Origin of the sequence: Seonamhaeicola sediminis, assembly GCF_004358095.2 — a bacterium.
Lineage (GTDB): Bacteria > Bacteroidota > Bacteroidia > Flavobacteriales > Flavobacteriaceae > Seonamhaeicola > Seonamhaeicola sediminis.
The window spans coordinates 16,145-31,751 of sequence record NZ_SMZJ02000012.1; the positions used below are offsets into that span (position 1 = coordinate 16,145).

At 32.8% G+C, this 15,607-nt stretch carries 17 protein-coding genes; 4 read left to right on the forward strand and 13 right to left on the reverse strand.

What is annotated here, in order from left to right:
- Positions 1-85 precede the first annotated feature (85 nt).
- A complete protein-coding gene (locus E1J38_RS13620) occupies positions 86-748 on the reverse strand; it encodes an ABC transporter ATP-binding protein (protein ID WP_133357418.1) in 663 nt (220 codons plus the stop codon).
- Positions 749-884: 136 nt separating this feature from the next.
- Here E1J38_RS13620 and folE point away from each other — a divergent pair, with 136 nt between their 5' ends.
- Both folE and E1J38_RS13630 read left to right on the forward strand, forming a co-directional pair.
- Positions 885-1,472 (forward strand): GTP cyclohydrolase I FolE, encoded by a 588-nt coding sequence (gene folE, locus E1J38_RS13625; protein ID WP_133357417.1) that lies wholly within the window; start codon positions 885-887, stop codon positions 1,470-1,472.
- A gap of 55 nt (positions 1,473-1,527) precedes the next feature.
- Entirely contained in the window at positions 1,528-1,800 is a 273-nt protein-coding gene (locus tag E1J38_RS13630) for a hypothetical protein (RefSeq protein ID WP_133357416.1), read from the forward strand.
- Between the two features lie 34 nt (positions 1,801-1,834).
- Here the strand turns inward: E1J38_RS13630 and E1J38_RS13635 are convergent, their stop codons facing one another.
- The 8 genes from E1J38_RS13635 to E1J38_RS13670 all read right to left on the reverse strand — a co-directional run bounded on the left by E1J38_RS13635 (position 1,835) and on the right by E1J38_RS13670 (position 9,555).
- Positions 1,835-4,072, reverse strand: a complete 2,238-nt coding sequence (locus tag E1J38_RS13635; RefSeq protein WP_133357415.1) for a TonB-dependent receptor — start codon at positions 4,070-4,072, stop codon at positions 1,835-1,837.
- 57 nt (positions 4,073-4,129) lie between these two features.
- Positions 4,130-4,468 carry a hypothetical protein gene (locus E1J38_RS13640; protein WP_133357414.1) on the reverse strand — a complete coding sequence of 113 codons (339 nt, stop codon included), beginning with the start codon at positions 4,466-4,468 and terminating at the stop codon, positions 4,130-4,132.
- Complete coding sequence (locus E1J38_RS13645; protein ID WP_133357413.1) at positions 4,469-4,774, reverse strand: DUF6787 family protein; 306 nt, start codon at positions 4,772-4,774, stop codon at positions 4,469-4,471. It lies immediately after the preceding gene.
- Between the two features lie 46 nt (positions 4,775-4,820).
- Positions 4,821-5,261 (reverse strand): DUF6146 family protein, encoded by a 441-nt coding sequence (locus E1J38_RS13650; RefSeq protein ID WP_133357412.1) that lies wholly within the window; start codon positions 5,259-5,261, stop codon positions 4,821-4,823.
- Positions 5,262-5,523: 262 nt separating this feature from the next.
- Positions 5,524-6,159 (reverse strand): DUF937 domain-containing protein, encoded by a 636-nt coding sequence (locus E1J38_RS13655; protein WP_133357411.1) that lies wholly within the window; start codon positions 6,157-6,159, stop codon positions 5,524-5,526.
- A 104-nt stretch (positions 6,160-6,263) separates the two neighbouring features.
- Positions 6,264-7,214 (reverse strand): D-2-hydroxyacid dehydrogenase, encoded by a 951-nt coding sequence (locus tag E1J38_RS13660; protein ID WP_133357410.1) that lies wholly within the window; start codon positions 7,212-7,214, stop codon positions 6,264-6,266.
- Positions 7,215-7,351: 137 nt separating this feature from the next.
- Positions 7,352-8,416, reverse strand: a complete 1,065-nt coding sequence (gene serC / locus E1J38_RS13665; protein WP_133357409.1) for a 3-phosphoserine/phosphohydroxythreonine transaminase — start codon at positions 8,414-8,416, stop codon at positions 7,352-7,354.
- Between the two features lie 77 nt (positions 8,417-8,493).
- On the reverse strand, positions 8,494-9,555 hold the full coding sequence (locus tag E1J38_RS13670; protein ID WP_133357408.1) for an acyl-CoA reductase: 1,062 nt from the start codon (positions 9,553-9,555) through the stop codon (positions 8,494-8,496).
- Positions 9,556-9,631: 76 nt separating this feature from the next.
- On the opposite strand from E1J38_RS13670, the gene E1J38_RS13675 reads away from it, so the two are divergent.
- Together E1J38_RS13675 and ychF are read left to right on the forward strand one after the other, a co-directional pair.
- Positions 9,632-9,985 (forward strand): 4Fe-4S dicluster domain-containing protein, encoded by a 354-nt coding sequence (locus E1J38_RS13675; protein WP_133357407.1) that lies wholly within the window; start codon positions 9,632-9,634, stop codon positions 9,983-9,985.
- Positions 9,986-10,239: 254 nt separating this feature from the next.
- Complete coding sequence (ychF, locus tag E1J38_RS13680; RefSeq protein WP_133357406.1) at positions 10,240-11,334, forward strand: redox-regulated ATPase YchF; 1,095 nt, start codon at positions 10,240-10,242, stop codon at positions 11,332-11,334.
- 183 nt (positions 11,335-11,517) lie between these two features.
- Here ychF and E1J38_RS13685 read toward each other — a convergent pair whose 3' ends face one another.
- Genes E1J38_RS13685 through rlmD form a run of 4 tightly spaced genes read right to left on the reverse strand, consistent with a single transcriptional unit; the run spans position 11,518 to position 15,474 of the window.
- On the reverse strand, positions 11,518-12,723 hold the full coding sequence (locus E1J38_RS13685) for an acyltransferase family protein (protein ID WP_133357405.1): 1,206 nt from the start codon (positions 12,721-12,723) through the stop codon (positions 11,518-11,520).
- A 27-nt stretch (positions 12,724-12,750) separates the two neighbouring features.
- Positions 12,751-13,479: a DUF6048 family protein gene (locus E1J38_RS13690; RefSeq protein WP_133357404.1), complete on the reverse strand. Its 729-nt coding sequence runs from the start codon at positions 13,477-13,479 to the stop codon at positions 12,751-12,753.
- Complete coding sequence (locus tag E1J38_RS13695) at positions 13,445-13,990, reverse strand: DUF6452 family protein (protein WP_133357403.1); 546 nt, start codon at positions 13,988-13,990, stop codon at positions 13,445-13,447. Before E1J38_RS13695 ends, E1J38_RS13690 begins: the two co-directional genes overlap by 35 nt.
- A gap of 29 nt (positions 13,991-14,019) precedes the next feature.
- On the reverse strand, positions 14,020-15,474 hold the full coding sequence (rlmD, locus tag E1J38_RS13700; protein ID WP_133357402.1) for a 23S rRNA (uracil(1939)-C(5))-methyltransferase RlmD: 1,455 nt from the start codon (positions 15,472-15,474) through the stop codon (positions 14,020-14,022).
- Positions 15,475-15,607 lie beyond the last annotated feature (133 nt).

The window sequence follows — 15,607 nt, forward strand, 5'->3', positions numbered from 1 at the left end:
CGGATTTGAAGATTTTGGGATATTATCTGAATTAAGTTTTTTTGGATAGTCTGTATAAAACTTACTTGCAAAAAAAGAAACTTAATTAGATTAATACGTTTCCGTCCTTCATTACTAACTTACGGTCAGTCATATTGGCCAGCTCTTCATTGTGGGTAACAATTACAAAAGTTTGTCCAAATTCATCACGGAGTTTAAAGAAAAGATTATGCAAGTTTTCAGCAGATTCACTATCTAAGTTTCCAGAAGGTTCATCGGCAAAAATTAAATCAGGATTATTGATTAAGGCTCTGGCAACAGCAACTCGTTGTTGTTCTCCTCCTGAAAGCTCACTAGGTTTATGATCATACCTTTGGGATAATCCTAAAAAATCTAATAATTCTTTAGCTCTTGTTTCGGCTTCATATTTTGAAATCCCTTTTATAAATGCTGGTAAGCAAACATTTTCTAATGCTGTAAATTCTGACAATAATTGGTGAAATTGAAAGATAAAACCAATATGCTGGTTTCTAAACTTCGCCAATTCTTTATCTGAAAGTGATTTTAAATTAGTACTGTTTATATTGAGCTCAAAAGGTTCTTGTTTTGAAGCATTCTCCAATGTGCCTAAAATCTGTAAAAGTGTTGTTTTTCCAGCACCAGAAGCTCCAACAATAGAAACTACTTCACCTTTTTCTACCATAATGTCTACACCTTTTAATACGTGTAAATCGTTATAGTATTTATGAATGTTTTTAGCTTGAATCATGTGCTTAATTTCATGGAATGAAAATACTACTTTAACAGGTAATCAGCAAAATTAAAATAATTGCTTTTTGAAAGTAGTCTTCAGAAATTTAGTCTGGTTTTTTTTAACTATTTTTAGTTAATAATAAAATAACAATATGCCTTATAAAAAGTTTGAAGAATACAATATACAAGTGACCGATGATGTTAAAGACCGTTACAAAAAAATTATTGAAGATTTAGGAGAGGATACTAAACGTGACGGACTTGTAAAAACTCCAGAACGTGCTGCTAAGGCTATGCAATTCTTAACTCAGGGATATCACCAAGACCCTATTGAGATTCTTAAAAGTGCTATGTTCAAAGAATCTTATGATGAAATGGTAATTGTTAAAGATATAGAACTGTATTCGCTTTGTGAACATCATATTTTGCCGTTTTTTGGTAAGGTTCATATAGCTTATATACCAAACGGACAAATAGTAGGGTTGAGTAAATTACCCAGAATAGTGGACGTTTTTGCCAGAAGACTACAAGTTCAGGAACGCTTAACTGAACAGATTCTAGATTGTATCAATGATACCTTAAAACCGCAAGGTGTAGCCGTGGTTATTGAAGCTTCTCATATGTGTATGATGATGCGCGGTGTACAAAAACAAAACTCTATTACTACCACCTCAGGGTTTAGAGGACAGTTTGAAAAAATTGAAACTCGAAATGAGTTTTTAAAATTAATTGGTAAATAGATAGTACAATAAATTTGGTATATTTCTTGTTATCAGTTTATTATAAAATTATTCTATGAACAAGTATAAAAAATTAGCTTTAAGCGTGCTTTTAGATGCGCTTGGGTATGTATCCATTATTTTTCCTCCTTTCGATTTTGTTTGGGCGCCAGCATCAGCCTTAATTATGACCAAACTGTATAAAGGAAGGGAAGGTAAAGTGGCCGCAGTTGTTTCATTTATTGAAGAAGCACTTCCTTTTTTAGATGTTATTCCAACATTCACAATCATGTGGTTGTACTCTTATGTTGTAAACCCTAAAAAAGAAGAAACAATTATAGAAGTATAAAAAAATCCCTTTCACATTAGAAAGGGATTTTTTGTTACAAACTATAAGTTATAGCAAAACTAACATTTCTGCCCATATTAAAAATTCCATCAGGTTTTAACCTTGACAGATGATGTATATAGGTGCTGTTAGCTAAGTTAGTTCCTGAAAGTGAAAAGGACATTTCGTTATTAAAAAGATTAAATGAACCACCAAATCCAGCGCTTAACAAACTATAACTATTAGTAGGTGTTTCAAAGTTACTAACGTTATCTTGCCTAAAAGTAGATTTCAACTTAATAAATGCATAACCATTTTTAAGTGTATTGGTTTCAAATTCAGCTCTTAATATATTAGTTAAACTGTTAGCAGGAATAAGTGGTAAAAAGTCATTATTTTCTTGTTTTCCTGTAACTGTTTCAAAACTAGATTCAAAATGTAACCAGTCTAAAGGATGTGGGTGTAAATGAAACCCAAACTCTCCACCGAATAATTTAGCATTGCCTTGAAGGTAACTGAAAACAGGTGCGCCATCTATTTCATTGCCATTTGGAGATAAAAAAATGTAATCGTTTATGAGGTTATAAAAACCGTTAGCAAAAACTTCCACATGTTCTGTTTGGTATTCTAGGGCAATGTCTGTTTGGAAATTTTGCTCACTTGATAAGTTTTCATTACCAATTTCATACCTGTTTGTTCCGTGATGTACACCATCTGAAGTTAATTCTGCCAAATTGGGTGCTCTAAATCCTGTTGCTAGATTAATTCGAGCAATGAAATTATCCGAAAGGTTGGTTTTGAATCCTATAGCTCCATTAAAACTGTTAAAGTTTTTGTCTAATACTGAAACTACAGTAATGTTTCTATTGTCAAATCTTAAGCCTAGCTGGATATCTGCATTAGTAAAATGAATGTGTGATGTAGCGAACATTCCTATATCATTTACGTTGGCATTAGGAATTAGTACTTCTTCACCATAATTAATGTTGCTCTGTGTTAAACCTTGAGCCCCAACTATAGTTTCAAACTTCCCTATTTCAGGTAAATAATATTTTACATCATAGTTAAAAGTTTTTAGCTTCATATGAAGTGTAGCTTCTTCAATTTTTTCAATTTCTTCATCATGTTCGTCATGCTCTTCCTCATGCTCTTCCTCATGTTCATCTTCATGATGATGTTCCTCAAATTCTTTTCTGTTGTTATAGGTTAAACCAAAATTTACATCTAGTTTTGAATTATTAAAAAAGATTGTAGATTTAGAACTCATCACATGATTAGTAATTTGCTGAAAGGGTTCTAAAGGCGTAACTAAAGTTGATGGCTCATCAATTTCTTCAGGTATACCTATCTTAGAATTATTTACGTTGTAACGTAGTTCTGTTTTAAAATGAGTTGCTTGATATCCTACACCTGCCTTAAAGTCTTTTTCAGTAAAGCGTGTGTTAGTAACACGGTAAGCATCAGTTTTATAATCAGCATGTTCGGCAACGCTTCCTCTAAATAAAAATTTAAAATTATCAGAAGAATGTTTAACACCAGCGTTTGAATTAAAGCCCTGTGTATTACTAAAATAATTAGCTGAAATATCAGCATTCGTGGTGTTTGATTGTGCAAATTTCTCAGGATTAAAATAGAGCACACCACCTAAAGCATCACTACCGTAGAGTAAAGAAGCTGGTCCTTTTATAACTTCTACACTTTCTATACCAGAACTGCTTAAACCTAATCCATGTTCATCTCCAAATTGTTGATTTTCTAGCCTAATACCTTGCGTATAAACTAGCACACGGTTAGCGCTCAATCCTCTAATTACTGGTTTACCTATGCCCAACCCTGTTGTTATACTCTCAACACCAGCAAAATCTGATATACCGTTAGATAAATTTATAGCACCTTCAGCATTTAAATTGCTTATTTTTTTTTGCTCTACTTTCATAACATTTTCACTTTGTAATTTATGAAACGGTGTAGATACAATTATGTCTTCCATCTCAATAACTGAAGGAATCATTTCTATATTTAACATTGTATTATCAGGAAAACTTACATTGAGTGAAATGGTTTCATATCCCAAGTACGTCACTACAATCTTATGAGTTCCGTTTGGGATATTCGTTATATTAAAACTTCCATTTTCTTTTGTTGAAGTGCCTTTTTCTAGTTGTGGAAAATAAATATTTGCTGAAGGAATGGGTTCTTGATTGTTTTTATCAACAACAATACCCTCTAATTTGTTTTGAGAGTAAATAGGTAATATTGCTAAAAATAGCAATACATTAAAAATATGTTTCATCTTTATTTTTATTAATTTAATTCGTGACATATCGGAATTGATAATTCCGAATAAAAACTAGATTAAATTAATAGCCGGTGGGCCCCGAAGCGAAAAATGTAACTGTTGGTATTTACTAAGGAATACGTATAATGATTCAATTTCAGAAAGAGGTTCTTTTTCTGAAAACAAATCGATACTATAAGAAGTAAGAGATTTATTGTTACTTAAGGGAAATTTTAGAAACTCACAGTCTAAATCTACTTTATGAATGTGTTCAGATTTTCCACCAATACAAACTTCATGTTCATGATGTTCAAAAACATGAGCAAATTTAATAGCTGTTGGTGTAAAAATTACAGCAACTAAAAGAAGCATAATAGCTTTTATGGCAATATGATCTTTTAGTTTACTCACCTAATCACCAATTAATCTTTTTAAGCCTAACCGTTTAAGCATTTTCTTTTCAAACTCCCAGAAAAATTTATATTGACCAAACAACCAGCCAAATAGTACCAATAAAAACTGATAAACTATGAATAACAAAAGAATACGAATAAACCAATAACCAAAAGCACCTAAACTTTCTGAAGTAATATTTAAGAAGCGAAGAATGGGTTTTCCAATGTAAGAGGCCGTAGATCCAGTAACAGCAAATACAATAAAAATTATTGCAATTTGCCAATTAGATTCAATACCCCAACGTTGTTTTAATTTATTCACAGCAACTAAATTGTTGCTGCAAAAGTAATGAAATCCATTAGAATTCCTAAATTCTTACGTTAAAAGGTCCTAATCTTTGATTGTACTTCATTTGAAAATATATGAAGTAGTTATAGAGTTTATAATTTACTTCGTAACCATAATCTATATTTGGGTCATAATCAACCTGAAGCTCATATAAGTTTGGGTTAAACCTTGTAGGCTGTAATACTCTTTGGTTCCATTCTACTACATAAATGTAATTTCTTTTTTCCATAAACTGCTGGGAATAGAATCCCTCTGGTCTAGCCATAGAAGTTAACCAAATAGAAAAACCAGGATCAATGATAATGATTTCATATTCTAATTCTTCGTTGGTAATTTTAACCGTGTCATTTACTTTCACAGTTTCAGTTTTTTCATCCGTATTTGATGAAATCCTTTTTGTGGAATTACAGTTAAAAATAAAGAATGAACATGCAATAAGTATGTAAAGTATTTTTTTCATGACAAATAATTTCCAATTCATACTTCAAAATTACATCAGCATTTAATCACTATAAAGTACTTTTGAGGTAACTATCATTATTAATGAGTAAACGCACCAATTGTTATTCTTAAAGTTACAAAAACCATTCAGTAAAGCCCTGTTTTTAAAGTGTTTTTAACAAAAAAAGACTGTCGAAAAAAGTGTTTTTTACAATCTGAAATGTTTTATCAGCTTTAATCCTCTTTTTTTGACAGTCTCTTATCTTTTTTTAAACAATGTGTTACTTACCAAAGAGTCCTCCAAGTAAACCTCCAAGGCTACCTTTCTTTTTATTGCCACCTAAAACCATACTAGCAACATCATCAACTACACTGCCATCTCCATCAGCATCTAAAATAGACTCTAAAAAGCTTTGTTCTTGTTGTGGGGAGTTTCCGCTTATTAAACTACCCAATAAACTTTCTATGCCACCTTGATTTGTAACTTTTTGTTGTCTGGTTTGTTTACCTAAAAGCCCCATTAAAATTGGAGCGGCTATTTTTAGTATTTGGGCAACAGAACTCGCATCCATTCCAGATTTGGCTCCCAGTATATTAGTAACGTTTTGTTGTTTGTTTCCTAGTACATGCCCTAAAATTTTATCACCATCATTAAGTACGTTATTATCTACACCACCACTAAATAAACCGCCTAAATTATCTAAAATGCTGCCATCATGTTTGTTGTTAATTGCTCCCAATAAGCCTTCGGCACCTTTAGGTGTTGAAGCATTACGCTTCATGGCTTGCATTAATACAGGTAAAGCCATGGTTAATACATCCTGTGTTTTATTTTGAGGTTGATTAGTCTGACCCGCAACACCGTTAATAATTGTTTTCCCTAGGTCACTGTTTAATAAATCTAAAATTCCTGACATGATATTATATTATGAGTTAAAAAAATGAATGTTGAAGGTACAAAAAAAGTCCTAACATATATTGTTAGGACTCAATTATAACATTTAGGTCACATTAAAATGTATTACCCAAGAATACTTATAATTTGTGAAGCTAATTCAGTACCAATTCTGTCTTGTGCTTCGTTAGTGGCAGCACCCGTATGAGGTGTTAAAGATAAAGCTGGATTCATTAGTAACTGTACTTCTGGTTTTGGTTCTTTTTCAAATACATCAAGTGCAGCTCTGGCTACTTTGCCACTTTCAATGGCTTTTACTAGTGCTACTTCATTAACTACACCACCACGAGCAGCATTTGCTAAAATAACACCATCTTTCATCATGTTAAATTCTGCTTCGTCAATTACATAGTCTTTTTGAGCAGGTACATGCAATGTTAAGAAGTCTGCTTGCTTTAAAACCTCTTCTTTTGAAATAGTTTCAATATCAAAGTTCACTTTTTGACCATCAAAAAACTCTAATTCTAAGTTAGTTTTTTCAATAAATGGATCAAAAGCAACTACTTTCATTCCAGCACCCAAAGCTACTTTTGCTGTAGCTTGACCAATACGCCCAAACCCTAAAACACCTAGAGTTTTCCCTTTCAGCTCAGTTCCTTTAGCATAAGCTTTTTTCAAACCTTTAAAGTTGCTGTCTCCCTCTAATGGCATTTCACGATTGGCATTATGTAAAAAACGTGCTAATCCATATAGGTGACCAAATACTAATTCAGCCACAGAATGCGAAGAGGCAGCTGGCGTATTGATTACGTGTTTACCTTGCTCTCTGGCATATTCAACGTCAATGTTGTCCATACCAACACCACCACGACCGATGATTTTTAAGTTTGGACAAGCATCAATTAAATCTTTTCTTACAGTTGTTGCACTACGTACTAATAATACGCTAATATCGTTTTCATTAATGTAGTTTATTAACTGTTCTTGTGCTACGGTTGTGGTACTTACTTCGTATCCTGCTTTTTCTAGAGCTTCAATACCACTTTTTGAAATACCGTCGTTTGCTAATACTTTCATTGTTTTTAGTTAAAAGTTTTAAGTTAAAAATTAAAAGCTTTAAAAACTATTATCCTTAACTTATAATTATTTTAAATTTTTAGTAAGCAACTGCAGACTGCCATTGCTTACTATTCCCAATAGCTATTGGGACTTTTTTATGCTTTTCTTTCTAATTCGCTCATTACTTCAACAAGAGCTTGAACGCTTTCTATTGGTAGTGCATTATACATTGATGCTCTATAGCCACCAACACTTCTATGACCATTAACAGCGCTGATGCCAGCTTCCTTAAGCATGGTATCAAACGTTTCTTTTAGGTTTTCATTTTCTAAAGTAAATGTGGCGTTCATGGTAGAGCGGTCTGCTTTAGACGCAAAACCTTTGAATAACGGGTTTAAGTCTATTTCAGAATACATTAAGCGTGCTTTCTTTTCGTTTTCCTTTTCAATGGCAGCTATACCTCCTTTTTCCTTTAACCATTCTAGTGTTAGCATAGAAGTATAAACAGCAAATACAGGTGGTGTATTGAACATACTGCCTTTGTCTATATGTACTTTGTAATCCATCATTGATGGAATTTTTCTAGATACTTTTCCTAATACGTCTTCTTTAACAACAACTAAAGTTGTACCTGCAGGTCCCATGTTTTTTTGAGCTCCAGCATAGATAACGTCAAATTTTGTAAAATCTAAACTTCTAGAAAAAATATCACTACTCATGTCACACGCTACAGGTATTGGTGAGTTAGGAAACTCTTTCATTTGAGTTCCGTAAATGGTATTATTTGACGTGCAGTGAAAGTAATCATAATCCTCAGGGATTTCATAGCCCTTTGGAATGTAATTATAGTTAGCCTCTTTAGAAGATGCTACTTCATAAATATCATCATAAATTTTAGCTTCCTTAATTGCTTTGGCAGCCCAAGAACCAGAATTTAAATAACCAGCTCTTTTTTCCAAAAGATTAAGAGCAACCATTAAAAATTGTGTGCTAGCTCCTCCTTGTAAAAATAATGCTTTGTAACCTTTACCTTCTAATCCTAAAAGTTCTAATGCTAAGGCTCTGGCATTTTCCATAATATCTACAAAAGCTTTACTTCTATGAGATATTTCAAGGATAGATAAACCGCTATTGTCTAAATCTACAACTCCTTGAGAGGCTTTTAATAAAACTTCTGGTGGTAATATACTAGGTCCTGCACTAAAGTTATGTTTTTTCATTGTTATGTGTGGTAAAATTTAAAGATGCAAAGTTGGTAATTAATTCACGAAAACAAGCTAAAAAATCAATAATTTTTTTAAGAAATTGATATTAAAAATTCAACAGAATTAACACTATCCGCATAATCCCAAAGTTGAGGTTTTTGAGTAGTACCAAACGGCACTTCGTTTTCAAAAATCCCTTTAGAAACAATACATTGTATTTGTTGGGAATCTACATTTAATTTTTCCTTCAAAAGGGCAATGTCTTCGTAATACTCATAGAATAAAGTAGCTATTGGAGAAGCATAACTAGTATCTTCTTTTATCATTAAAAAACCGTTTTCCAGCATATCAAATTCACTCATTAAATACACAGCTTTGTTATAGTCATAATTATTGGCGTATTTAGTTTCTTCGATGATAGGATGCCAGTGGTAAACAGACTCAAAAAAAACATCAAAATTATAGCCCTTTGGCACAAATAGTTTTGATACGTTTCTACAACCTAAACCATAATATCTAAAAATGTCTTCAGAAAGTTTTTTTAAATCGTCTAGTGTTTCATTTCCTGTTAAAACAGCTACCGAATTTCTGTTATTTCTAATAATTGATGGTTTCCCTTTAAAATAGTATTCAAAGTAGCGTGCTGTATTATTACTTCCAGTTGCAATTACGGCTTCAAAATTCTCTAGTCTTTCTTCAGTAAAAGAAATACACCCTCTAAAATTAGGTTCAGCATATTCTAGATATTTTGCCAAATAGGGGAGCAAGTGTTTATCATTTGAAGATTGTTTTACCAAAACATGGTGACCAGTAACTAACACGGTTAAAAAATCATGAAAGCCTACCAGAGGGATATTTCCAGCCATGATAATGGCAATCAATTTGGAATCTGATTCTTGAAAATCATAGGGCTTTAACCACTTGTTAAGGTTGCTTAGTGTTAATGTCTCTGTCCAGCTTTTTAAAGAGAACCTGATATTCTCTTGAGTGAACCAGCCATTATGCTCTTCGGCTAGTTTTAACTGGTGTTTAAAACCATCAAAAAACAAATCATTAAATTCAACATTATCTTTTTTAGTAATAACTTCATTAGAGAATTGACTTAAAAATTCTCCTAGTTTTACAAAAGCATTAATTCTTTCTTGTAATTGCATGCTTAATTTGGTTTTGATAGGTTTAGGCGTTACTTTTGCGATTGCAAATTTAAGGAAACAAAAAGAAAAATACGGTATGGCAATTATAATAACAGACGAATGTATAAATTGTGGAGCATGCGAACCAGAATGCCCAAACACTGCAATTTATGAAGGCGCCGATGACTGGCGTTATAAGGACGGTACTAGCTTGGAGGGTACTGTAGTTTTAACAAATGGAACCGAGGTTGATGCTGATGAGGCTCAAGAGCCTATTAGCGATGAACTTTATTATATTGTTCCCGATAAATGTACCGAGTGTAAAGGTTTTCATGATGAACCTCAATGTGCTGCGGTTTGTCCGGTAGATTGTTGTGTGCCAGATGAAGACCATGTAGAAACTGAAGAGCAGTTGTTGGCAAAGCAACGCTTTATGCATCCAGAAGATTAATTGAAAATCGATATTAATTTATATTAAAATCCCAAGTGAAAGCTCGGGATTTTTTGTTGGTATTTATTTCTTATTTAGAAAGTTTTAACTTTTAAATTTATTGCTAAGTGTGATTAAAGGCTTTTTAACTTTGATGATAAGTTCCCCCATAAAATGCCAAGATATGAGATTGTTTATAGTTCTAAATTAATCTAACAATCTAATTATCTAATCCGTCTAATTAACTACATTTGCATTCGCAAAAATCATAAAAAATGAAAGCAGGAATTGTAGGATTACCAAATGTGGGAAAATCAACTTTATTTAATTGTTTGTCAAATGCAAAAGCTCAAAGTGCTAATTTCCCATTTTGCACAATAGAACCTAATATTGGAGTTGTGAATGTGCCAGATCCTAGGTTAGAAAAGTTAGAAAGTTTGGTAAACCCAGAAAAAGTAATTCCTGCAACTGTTGAAATTGTTGATATTGCTGGATTAGTAAAAGGAGCAAGCAAAGGCGAGGGATTGGGTAATCAGTTTTTAGCCAATATTAGAGAAACGGATGCTATTCTTCATGTATTGCGTTGTTTTGATAACGATAATATAGTTCATGTAGATGGAAGCATAGACCCTATTAGAGATAAGGAAACTATTGATATTGAGCTACAACTGAAAGATTTAGAGACTACCGAAAAGAAATTAGATAAAGTAAAAAGGGCAGCAAAAACAGGAAATAAAGAGGCTCAAGCTGAGGAAGCTGTGCTACTTAAAATTAAAGAAGGTTTGGAAGCAGGACAATCAGTTAGAGCATTAGAGTTTAGCAATGAAAATTATGAAGATTATGTGAAACCCTTACAATTTATTACCGATAAACCTGTGCTTTACGTTTGTAATGTAGACGAAAGTGCCGCTGTATCTGGTAATGATTACGTAGAGCAAGTAAAAGATGCTGTGAAAGGAGAAAATGCTGAAGTTTTAGTACTTGCCGTAGGGACTGAAGCTGATATCAATGAATTAGATGATTACGAAGAGCGCCAAATATTTCTAGAAGATATTGGTTTGGATGAACCTGGATCTTCTAAATTAATTCGTGCAGCTTATAATCTACTAAAGCAGCAAACCTATTTTACTGCGGGTAAAAAAGAAGTTAGAGCTTGGACTGTTGATTTAGGCGCTACTGCACCGCAAGCGGCTGGGGTTATTCATACAGATTTTGAAAAGGGATTTATTAGAGCTGAAGTTATTTCATATAATGATTTTGTGTCTTATGGTAGTGAAGCCAAAGTAAAAGAAGCAGGTAAAATGCGCGTTGAAGGTAAAAATTATATTGTTGCTGATGGTGATGTGATGCATTTTCTTTTTAATGTTTAGGGGCATTGAAAAAATAATTAGAATTTTTGATACAGAAAATTAATATTACCTGTAAGTAACAATCAACAAGAATTAAATTAAAAACAGATTTATATCAAAAGTAGTATAAGTCTACTAAGCACGGAATAAATTAATTACCTTCTTATTAGTTTTATTTTAGTTAAATGTAAAAAATTGGTTAGATTATTTATCCAAAACAGTCTGTGTTTTCATGGGAGTTACAGGTTTAATATCGGATATTTTTCTGGAATATTTTCTACCATTTAAGAACCTGCCAATAAAAGTAGCTCTAACAAAATAATGATACGTGACAAAACATATAATACCAGAAGTAATTAGAACAAACAACATCTTAAAAGTAGATGGAATAGCCCAATCAACAATAAAACTCGGAACCAATGCTGTTAGTGTAACGTGTACTAAATAGACCCAATACGATGAATCTGATATATAGCGCATTCTTGCAGAATGATTACTAGTATAGCGAATAAATACACCTGTAATTCCAAAAACAAATAACCAAACCATTATAGACTTTATGATGATTAAAATGTCATTGTTAAGTATGTCTCGCATGAAAAAGTATATTGAAAATAAACCTATACCCAATACGATGTTTATCCAATCATGTTTCTTAAAAACATGTAAAAGATGTTTAGACTGATATAATATCCAGCCAATGCTATAAAAAGCGAAATAGTAAATAAAGGTATTAAAGTCTGGAACAAATGAGACCGAAGTGTTTACAGAATAGGTGCCCATTATAACATATACTAAAGCAGTTATAGTAGCCAAAATCAAAATGCGAAATATTGGTTTTTTAATGGTCCAACTAAATCCGTTTGAAATTTGAAGCGACACTCTAGGGAGCTTTTTAAACATAAACCCTAGAATTACAGAAACAAACGTTATTAATACCAAATAATACAAAAACCATAAGTGGTATGTACTTTTAGGTACAAATACCTCTAAGTTGGAAAATATGGACAAAGTATCTTCCAATGCAGTATCAATACCTCTAAAAACGTTACTTGTATAGCTAAAAGCAAATAAAATGGTAGGCCATAGCAAAATAACAAAAACCAAAAAAGGGTACAATATCCTTTCAAGACGATTTTTGATCATTTTTACAGGTGTGCGTTCAAAAAATAACATGGCTCCAAAAAATCCTGCGACTACAAAAAATATTTGCATTCTGAATGCATGAATTAAACCAAGAATATAGTCGTTTGAAATGTGAGTAGCGTTTGGGTCTTGAATTTGCCAAACCTTATAATCAAAGGTGCCATAAGTAATAACGGAGTGAATAACCAAACCCAGAAGCATCATGATAGCACGTAGAGAGTCTAGCGAATGAATTCGTTCTGTTTTACTAAGCGTGGTTTTCATATTTGGCTGGTGTGTTACACCTCCAAGTTACTTATTTTTTTTATATAGCGGAATACGATACCCTAAAGTGTAGCTGTAACCAGCACCAATACTGGTACTGTCATAGGTTCTGCCATACCCAGGAACATAGAGGTTTTCAAAATTGTTTGGTTGGGTGTCACTTACTAATAATTTTAACTGCACATTAAGACCCATATAAAGGTTATTAAATAATTCTACCTTCATTCCTAAAATAAGTTCTGTCCAAAAGGCTGTTAAACCATTAAACTCCTCTAGTTCATTAACCGATAACTGAGGCGCCCAATATTGATTGGTACTATAAATATTAAAACTATTTCTGTTGTGGCTAAAGGAACTGGCTCCAACTCTAAACCCAGCATATACCATGTTGTCCATGTCCAGCCAATTGTCGTACATATTGTAATCAATACCTGCCTTTAAATAAGATCCAGACGTATTTACATCTAAATAGTCTGTAATGGTATTTTTTTCCTCAAATCCCAATTCTCCAGCTATATATAGGTTTTGTTTTATTCTAAAATCTGCAGCCACTTCAAAACCAGTGTAATCATCGTCTAAAAAAGATCGAGCAAGTTTACCAATATCGCCAGCGATCCTAAGACCATATTTTTGTTTTACCACCAATGAATCTGAAACAGGTTTAGGAATACTATCGTTTTGTGCTTTTGCAGACACATGTACCAATAGTATGGTTATAATACTAATGCAGTATGTTAAAATGTGTTGCGCTTTCATCTTCAATAGGTTCGTTATTTGTTAGGTTTTCGGTAGATAATATCCAGTTATCTCCATCTGCTTCGGGTACAATTTCTACACTTTCATAAACGGTTTTATATCCACAGGCACGAGATACATAAACTTCTTTCAAGGCATAATTTATTATCAAAATATCTTGGTTTCCTCCAATAATGTCATCACTGGGGTCATCGGGTGTGCCGTTATCATTAAAACTAAAATCTTTATGAAGCACATATCTTGTTGGAGAACCATCTGTTTTTAAAGGAAGTATCAACTGACTTGAACTTACCGAATTATAACCGGGTAATATATTCTCGTTGTCTTCTCCAAAAACCACTAAATTGAAGGCACTCTTCTTGTTTTCAGGATTTTCGGCATCGTATAAATCTATAATTAATCTGGGTGTTGTTGGTGTGCTTTCGGGGCAAATATCATCGCGTTCGCAACTTATGGAGATGACCATTACAAGGGTAACAATTGAGATGATACTATTTCTTATATATTTCATTAATGGGTTTATTCGTTTAATTAAAACGTTTATTCTTTTTCCAGAAGTAGTACGGTTTCAATATGCGCCGTATGCGGAAACTGATCTACTAAACTGAGTTTTTTTATGTTGTAGCCTGCAGCTGCAAAATGCTCTATATCTCTAGCTTGAGTTGCTGGATTGCAAGATACGTAAACCAAACGTTCTGCATTTAGGTTTATTATTTTTTTAAGTGTCTTTGGAGTAATACCAGCACGAGCAGGGTCTAGTATAATAGTCCTTATTTTTCCAATATATTCTGGATGTTCACTTAAAAACTTTCCAACATCTGCGGCATAAAATTGTAGTCCTTGAATATTATTTCGCTTTGCATTTTCTTTGGCATCTTCTATAGCTGAAGCTACAATATCTACACCTATTATTTTGGTATTAGTAGCTTTAGAAGCCAATATTTGTCCAATTGTTCCAGTACCGCAAAATAGGTCTAAAACCACTGTATTGTTTATAGCTTCTTTATTCTCTAGCGCATAGTCTATGACTTTACTATAAAGCTTTTCGGCTGATTTTGGATTGGTTTGAAAAAAGCTTTTCATGCTAATTTCAAAATTTAAATCTAGCAATTGTTCTACAATTTTATCATCACCGTGTATAAGATTGAGACTTCCAGTGGTAGCTATGGTGCGGTCTCCAATTTCATCATTAATAGTATGTAGAAATCCAGCAATTCTATCGCCAAATAGTTCTATAAGATAATCGGCAAATTTGTTGAGGTTGAATTTTGGTAAATCATAAGACGTAGTAACAAGATTAAAAAGTAGTTTATTGGTTTTGTATGATTTTCTAATTACCAAATACCTAAAAAACCCTTCTTTTTTTGGACCATGCCAAGGAGGTAAACCTGTTTGCTCACAATAGTTCCTTATGTTTTTGAGGTTATCTTCCAGTTGAGCATCAAATAGGCCACTATCTTTGTTTAAATTTTCACCACACCACCATAGCCCTCGTCTTTTAAAACCTAATGTAAAAGCATCAATATCGGTTTTTTTAATTCTGTCATAACCAATAGCAGAAAAGCCATATTCCATCTTATTTCTATAATGAAATGTACTAGGGGAGCTTACAAATTCATCAAAATACGTTTCAATATCATGAATTTTACCAATGCGTTTAAAAAGTTCTAAAGTACTGGTTGTTTTGTAGGCGTGTTGTTTTTTAATGGGCAGATTGATGTATGGTGCCCCAGGAATATCTTGGTAAGGAACTTCAACTTCATCAACAGATTGTTTGATAACCTCTAATAATTTACCTTCAGCATATTTTTTACTGGATTTGTTAATTTGAGTTTTTACCGTTTGACCAGGAATGGTGTTGGGAACAAAGACTACAAACTCACCATATTTGTTTCTAAGGCGTCCAATACCTTTACCTCCAAAGGCATAATCCTCTATGAGTAACTCAATGATTTCTCCTCGTTTAACAAACTTATTTCTTTCTCTTCGTGGCATCGTGCAAAAATAATAATAGCCACAAATAAATAACGCTTAATTTGGTTTAACTTTAATGGTTTTTAGTTTTCATTTAAAAAAATGAACCTTTTTAGAATTTTGTAGTCTTTTATATGTGTGTAGGTTTTTAATT

Excerpts from the sequence above, each read along its gene's own strand:
- E1J38_RS13620 (WP_133357418.1), bottom strand. The coding sequence starts at position 748 with ATGATTCAAGCTAAAAACATTCATAAATACTATAACGATTTACACGTA.
- folE (WP_133357417.1), top strand. The coding sequence starts at position 885 with ATGCCTTATAAAAAGTTTGAAGAATACAATATACAAGTGACCGATGAT.
- E1J38_RS13630 (WP_133357416.1), top strand. The coding sequence starts at position 1,528 with ATGAACAAGTATAAAAAATTAGCTTTAAGCGTGCTTTTAGATGCGCTT.
- E1J38_RS13635 (WP_133357415.1), bottom strand. The coding sequence starts at position 4,072 with ATGAAACATATTTTTAATGTATTGCTATTTTTAGCAATATTACCTATT.
- E1J38_RS13650 (WP_133357412.1), bottom strand. The coding sequence starts at position 5,261 with ATGAAAAAAATACTTTACATACTTATTGCATGTTCATTCTTTATTTTT.
- E1J38_RS13655 (WP_133357411.1), bottom strand. The coding sequence starts at position 6,159 with ATGTCAGGAATTTTAGATTTATTAAACAGTGACCTAGGGAAAACAATT.
- E1J38_RS13660 (WP_133357410.1), bottom strand. The coding sequence starts at position 7,214 with ATGAAAGTATTAGCAAACGACGGTATTTCAAAAAGTGGTATTGAAGCT.
- serC (WP_133357409.1), bottom strand. The coding sequence starts at position 8,416 with ATGAAAAAACATAACTTTAGTGCAGGACCTAGTATATTACCACCAGAA.
- E1J38_RS13670 (WP_133357408.1), bottom strand. The coding sequence starts at position 9,555 with ATGCAATTACAAGAAAGAATTAATGCTTTTGTAAAACTAGGAGAATTT.
- E1J38_RS13675 (WP_133357407.1), top strand. The coding sequence starts at position 9,632 with ATGGCAATTATAATAACAGACGAATGTATAAATTGTGGAGCATGCGAA.
- ychF (WP_133357406.1), top strand. The coding sequence starts at position 10,240 with ATGAAAGCAGGAATTGTAGGATTACCAAATGTGGGAAAATCAACTTTA.
- E1J38_RS13685 (WP_133357405.1), bottom strand. The coding sequence starts at position 12,723 with ATGAAAACCACGCTTAGTAAAACAGAACGAATTCATTCGCTAGACTCT.
- E1J38_RS13690 (WP_133357404.1), bottom strand. The coding sequence starts at position 13,479 with ATGAAAGCGCAACACATTTTAACATACTGCATTAGTATTATAACCATA.
- E1J38_RS13695 (WP_133357403.1), bottom strand. The coding sequence starts at position 13,990 with ATGAAATATATAAGAAATAGTATCATCTCAATTGTTACCCTTGTAATG.
- rlmD (WP_133357402.1), bottom strand. The coding sequence starts at position 15,474 with ATGCCACGAAGAGAAAGAAATAAGTTTGTTAAACGAGGAGAAATCATT.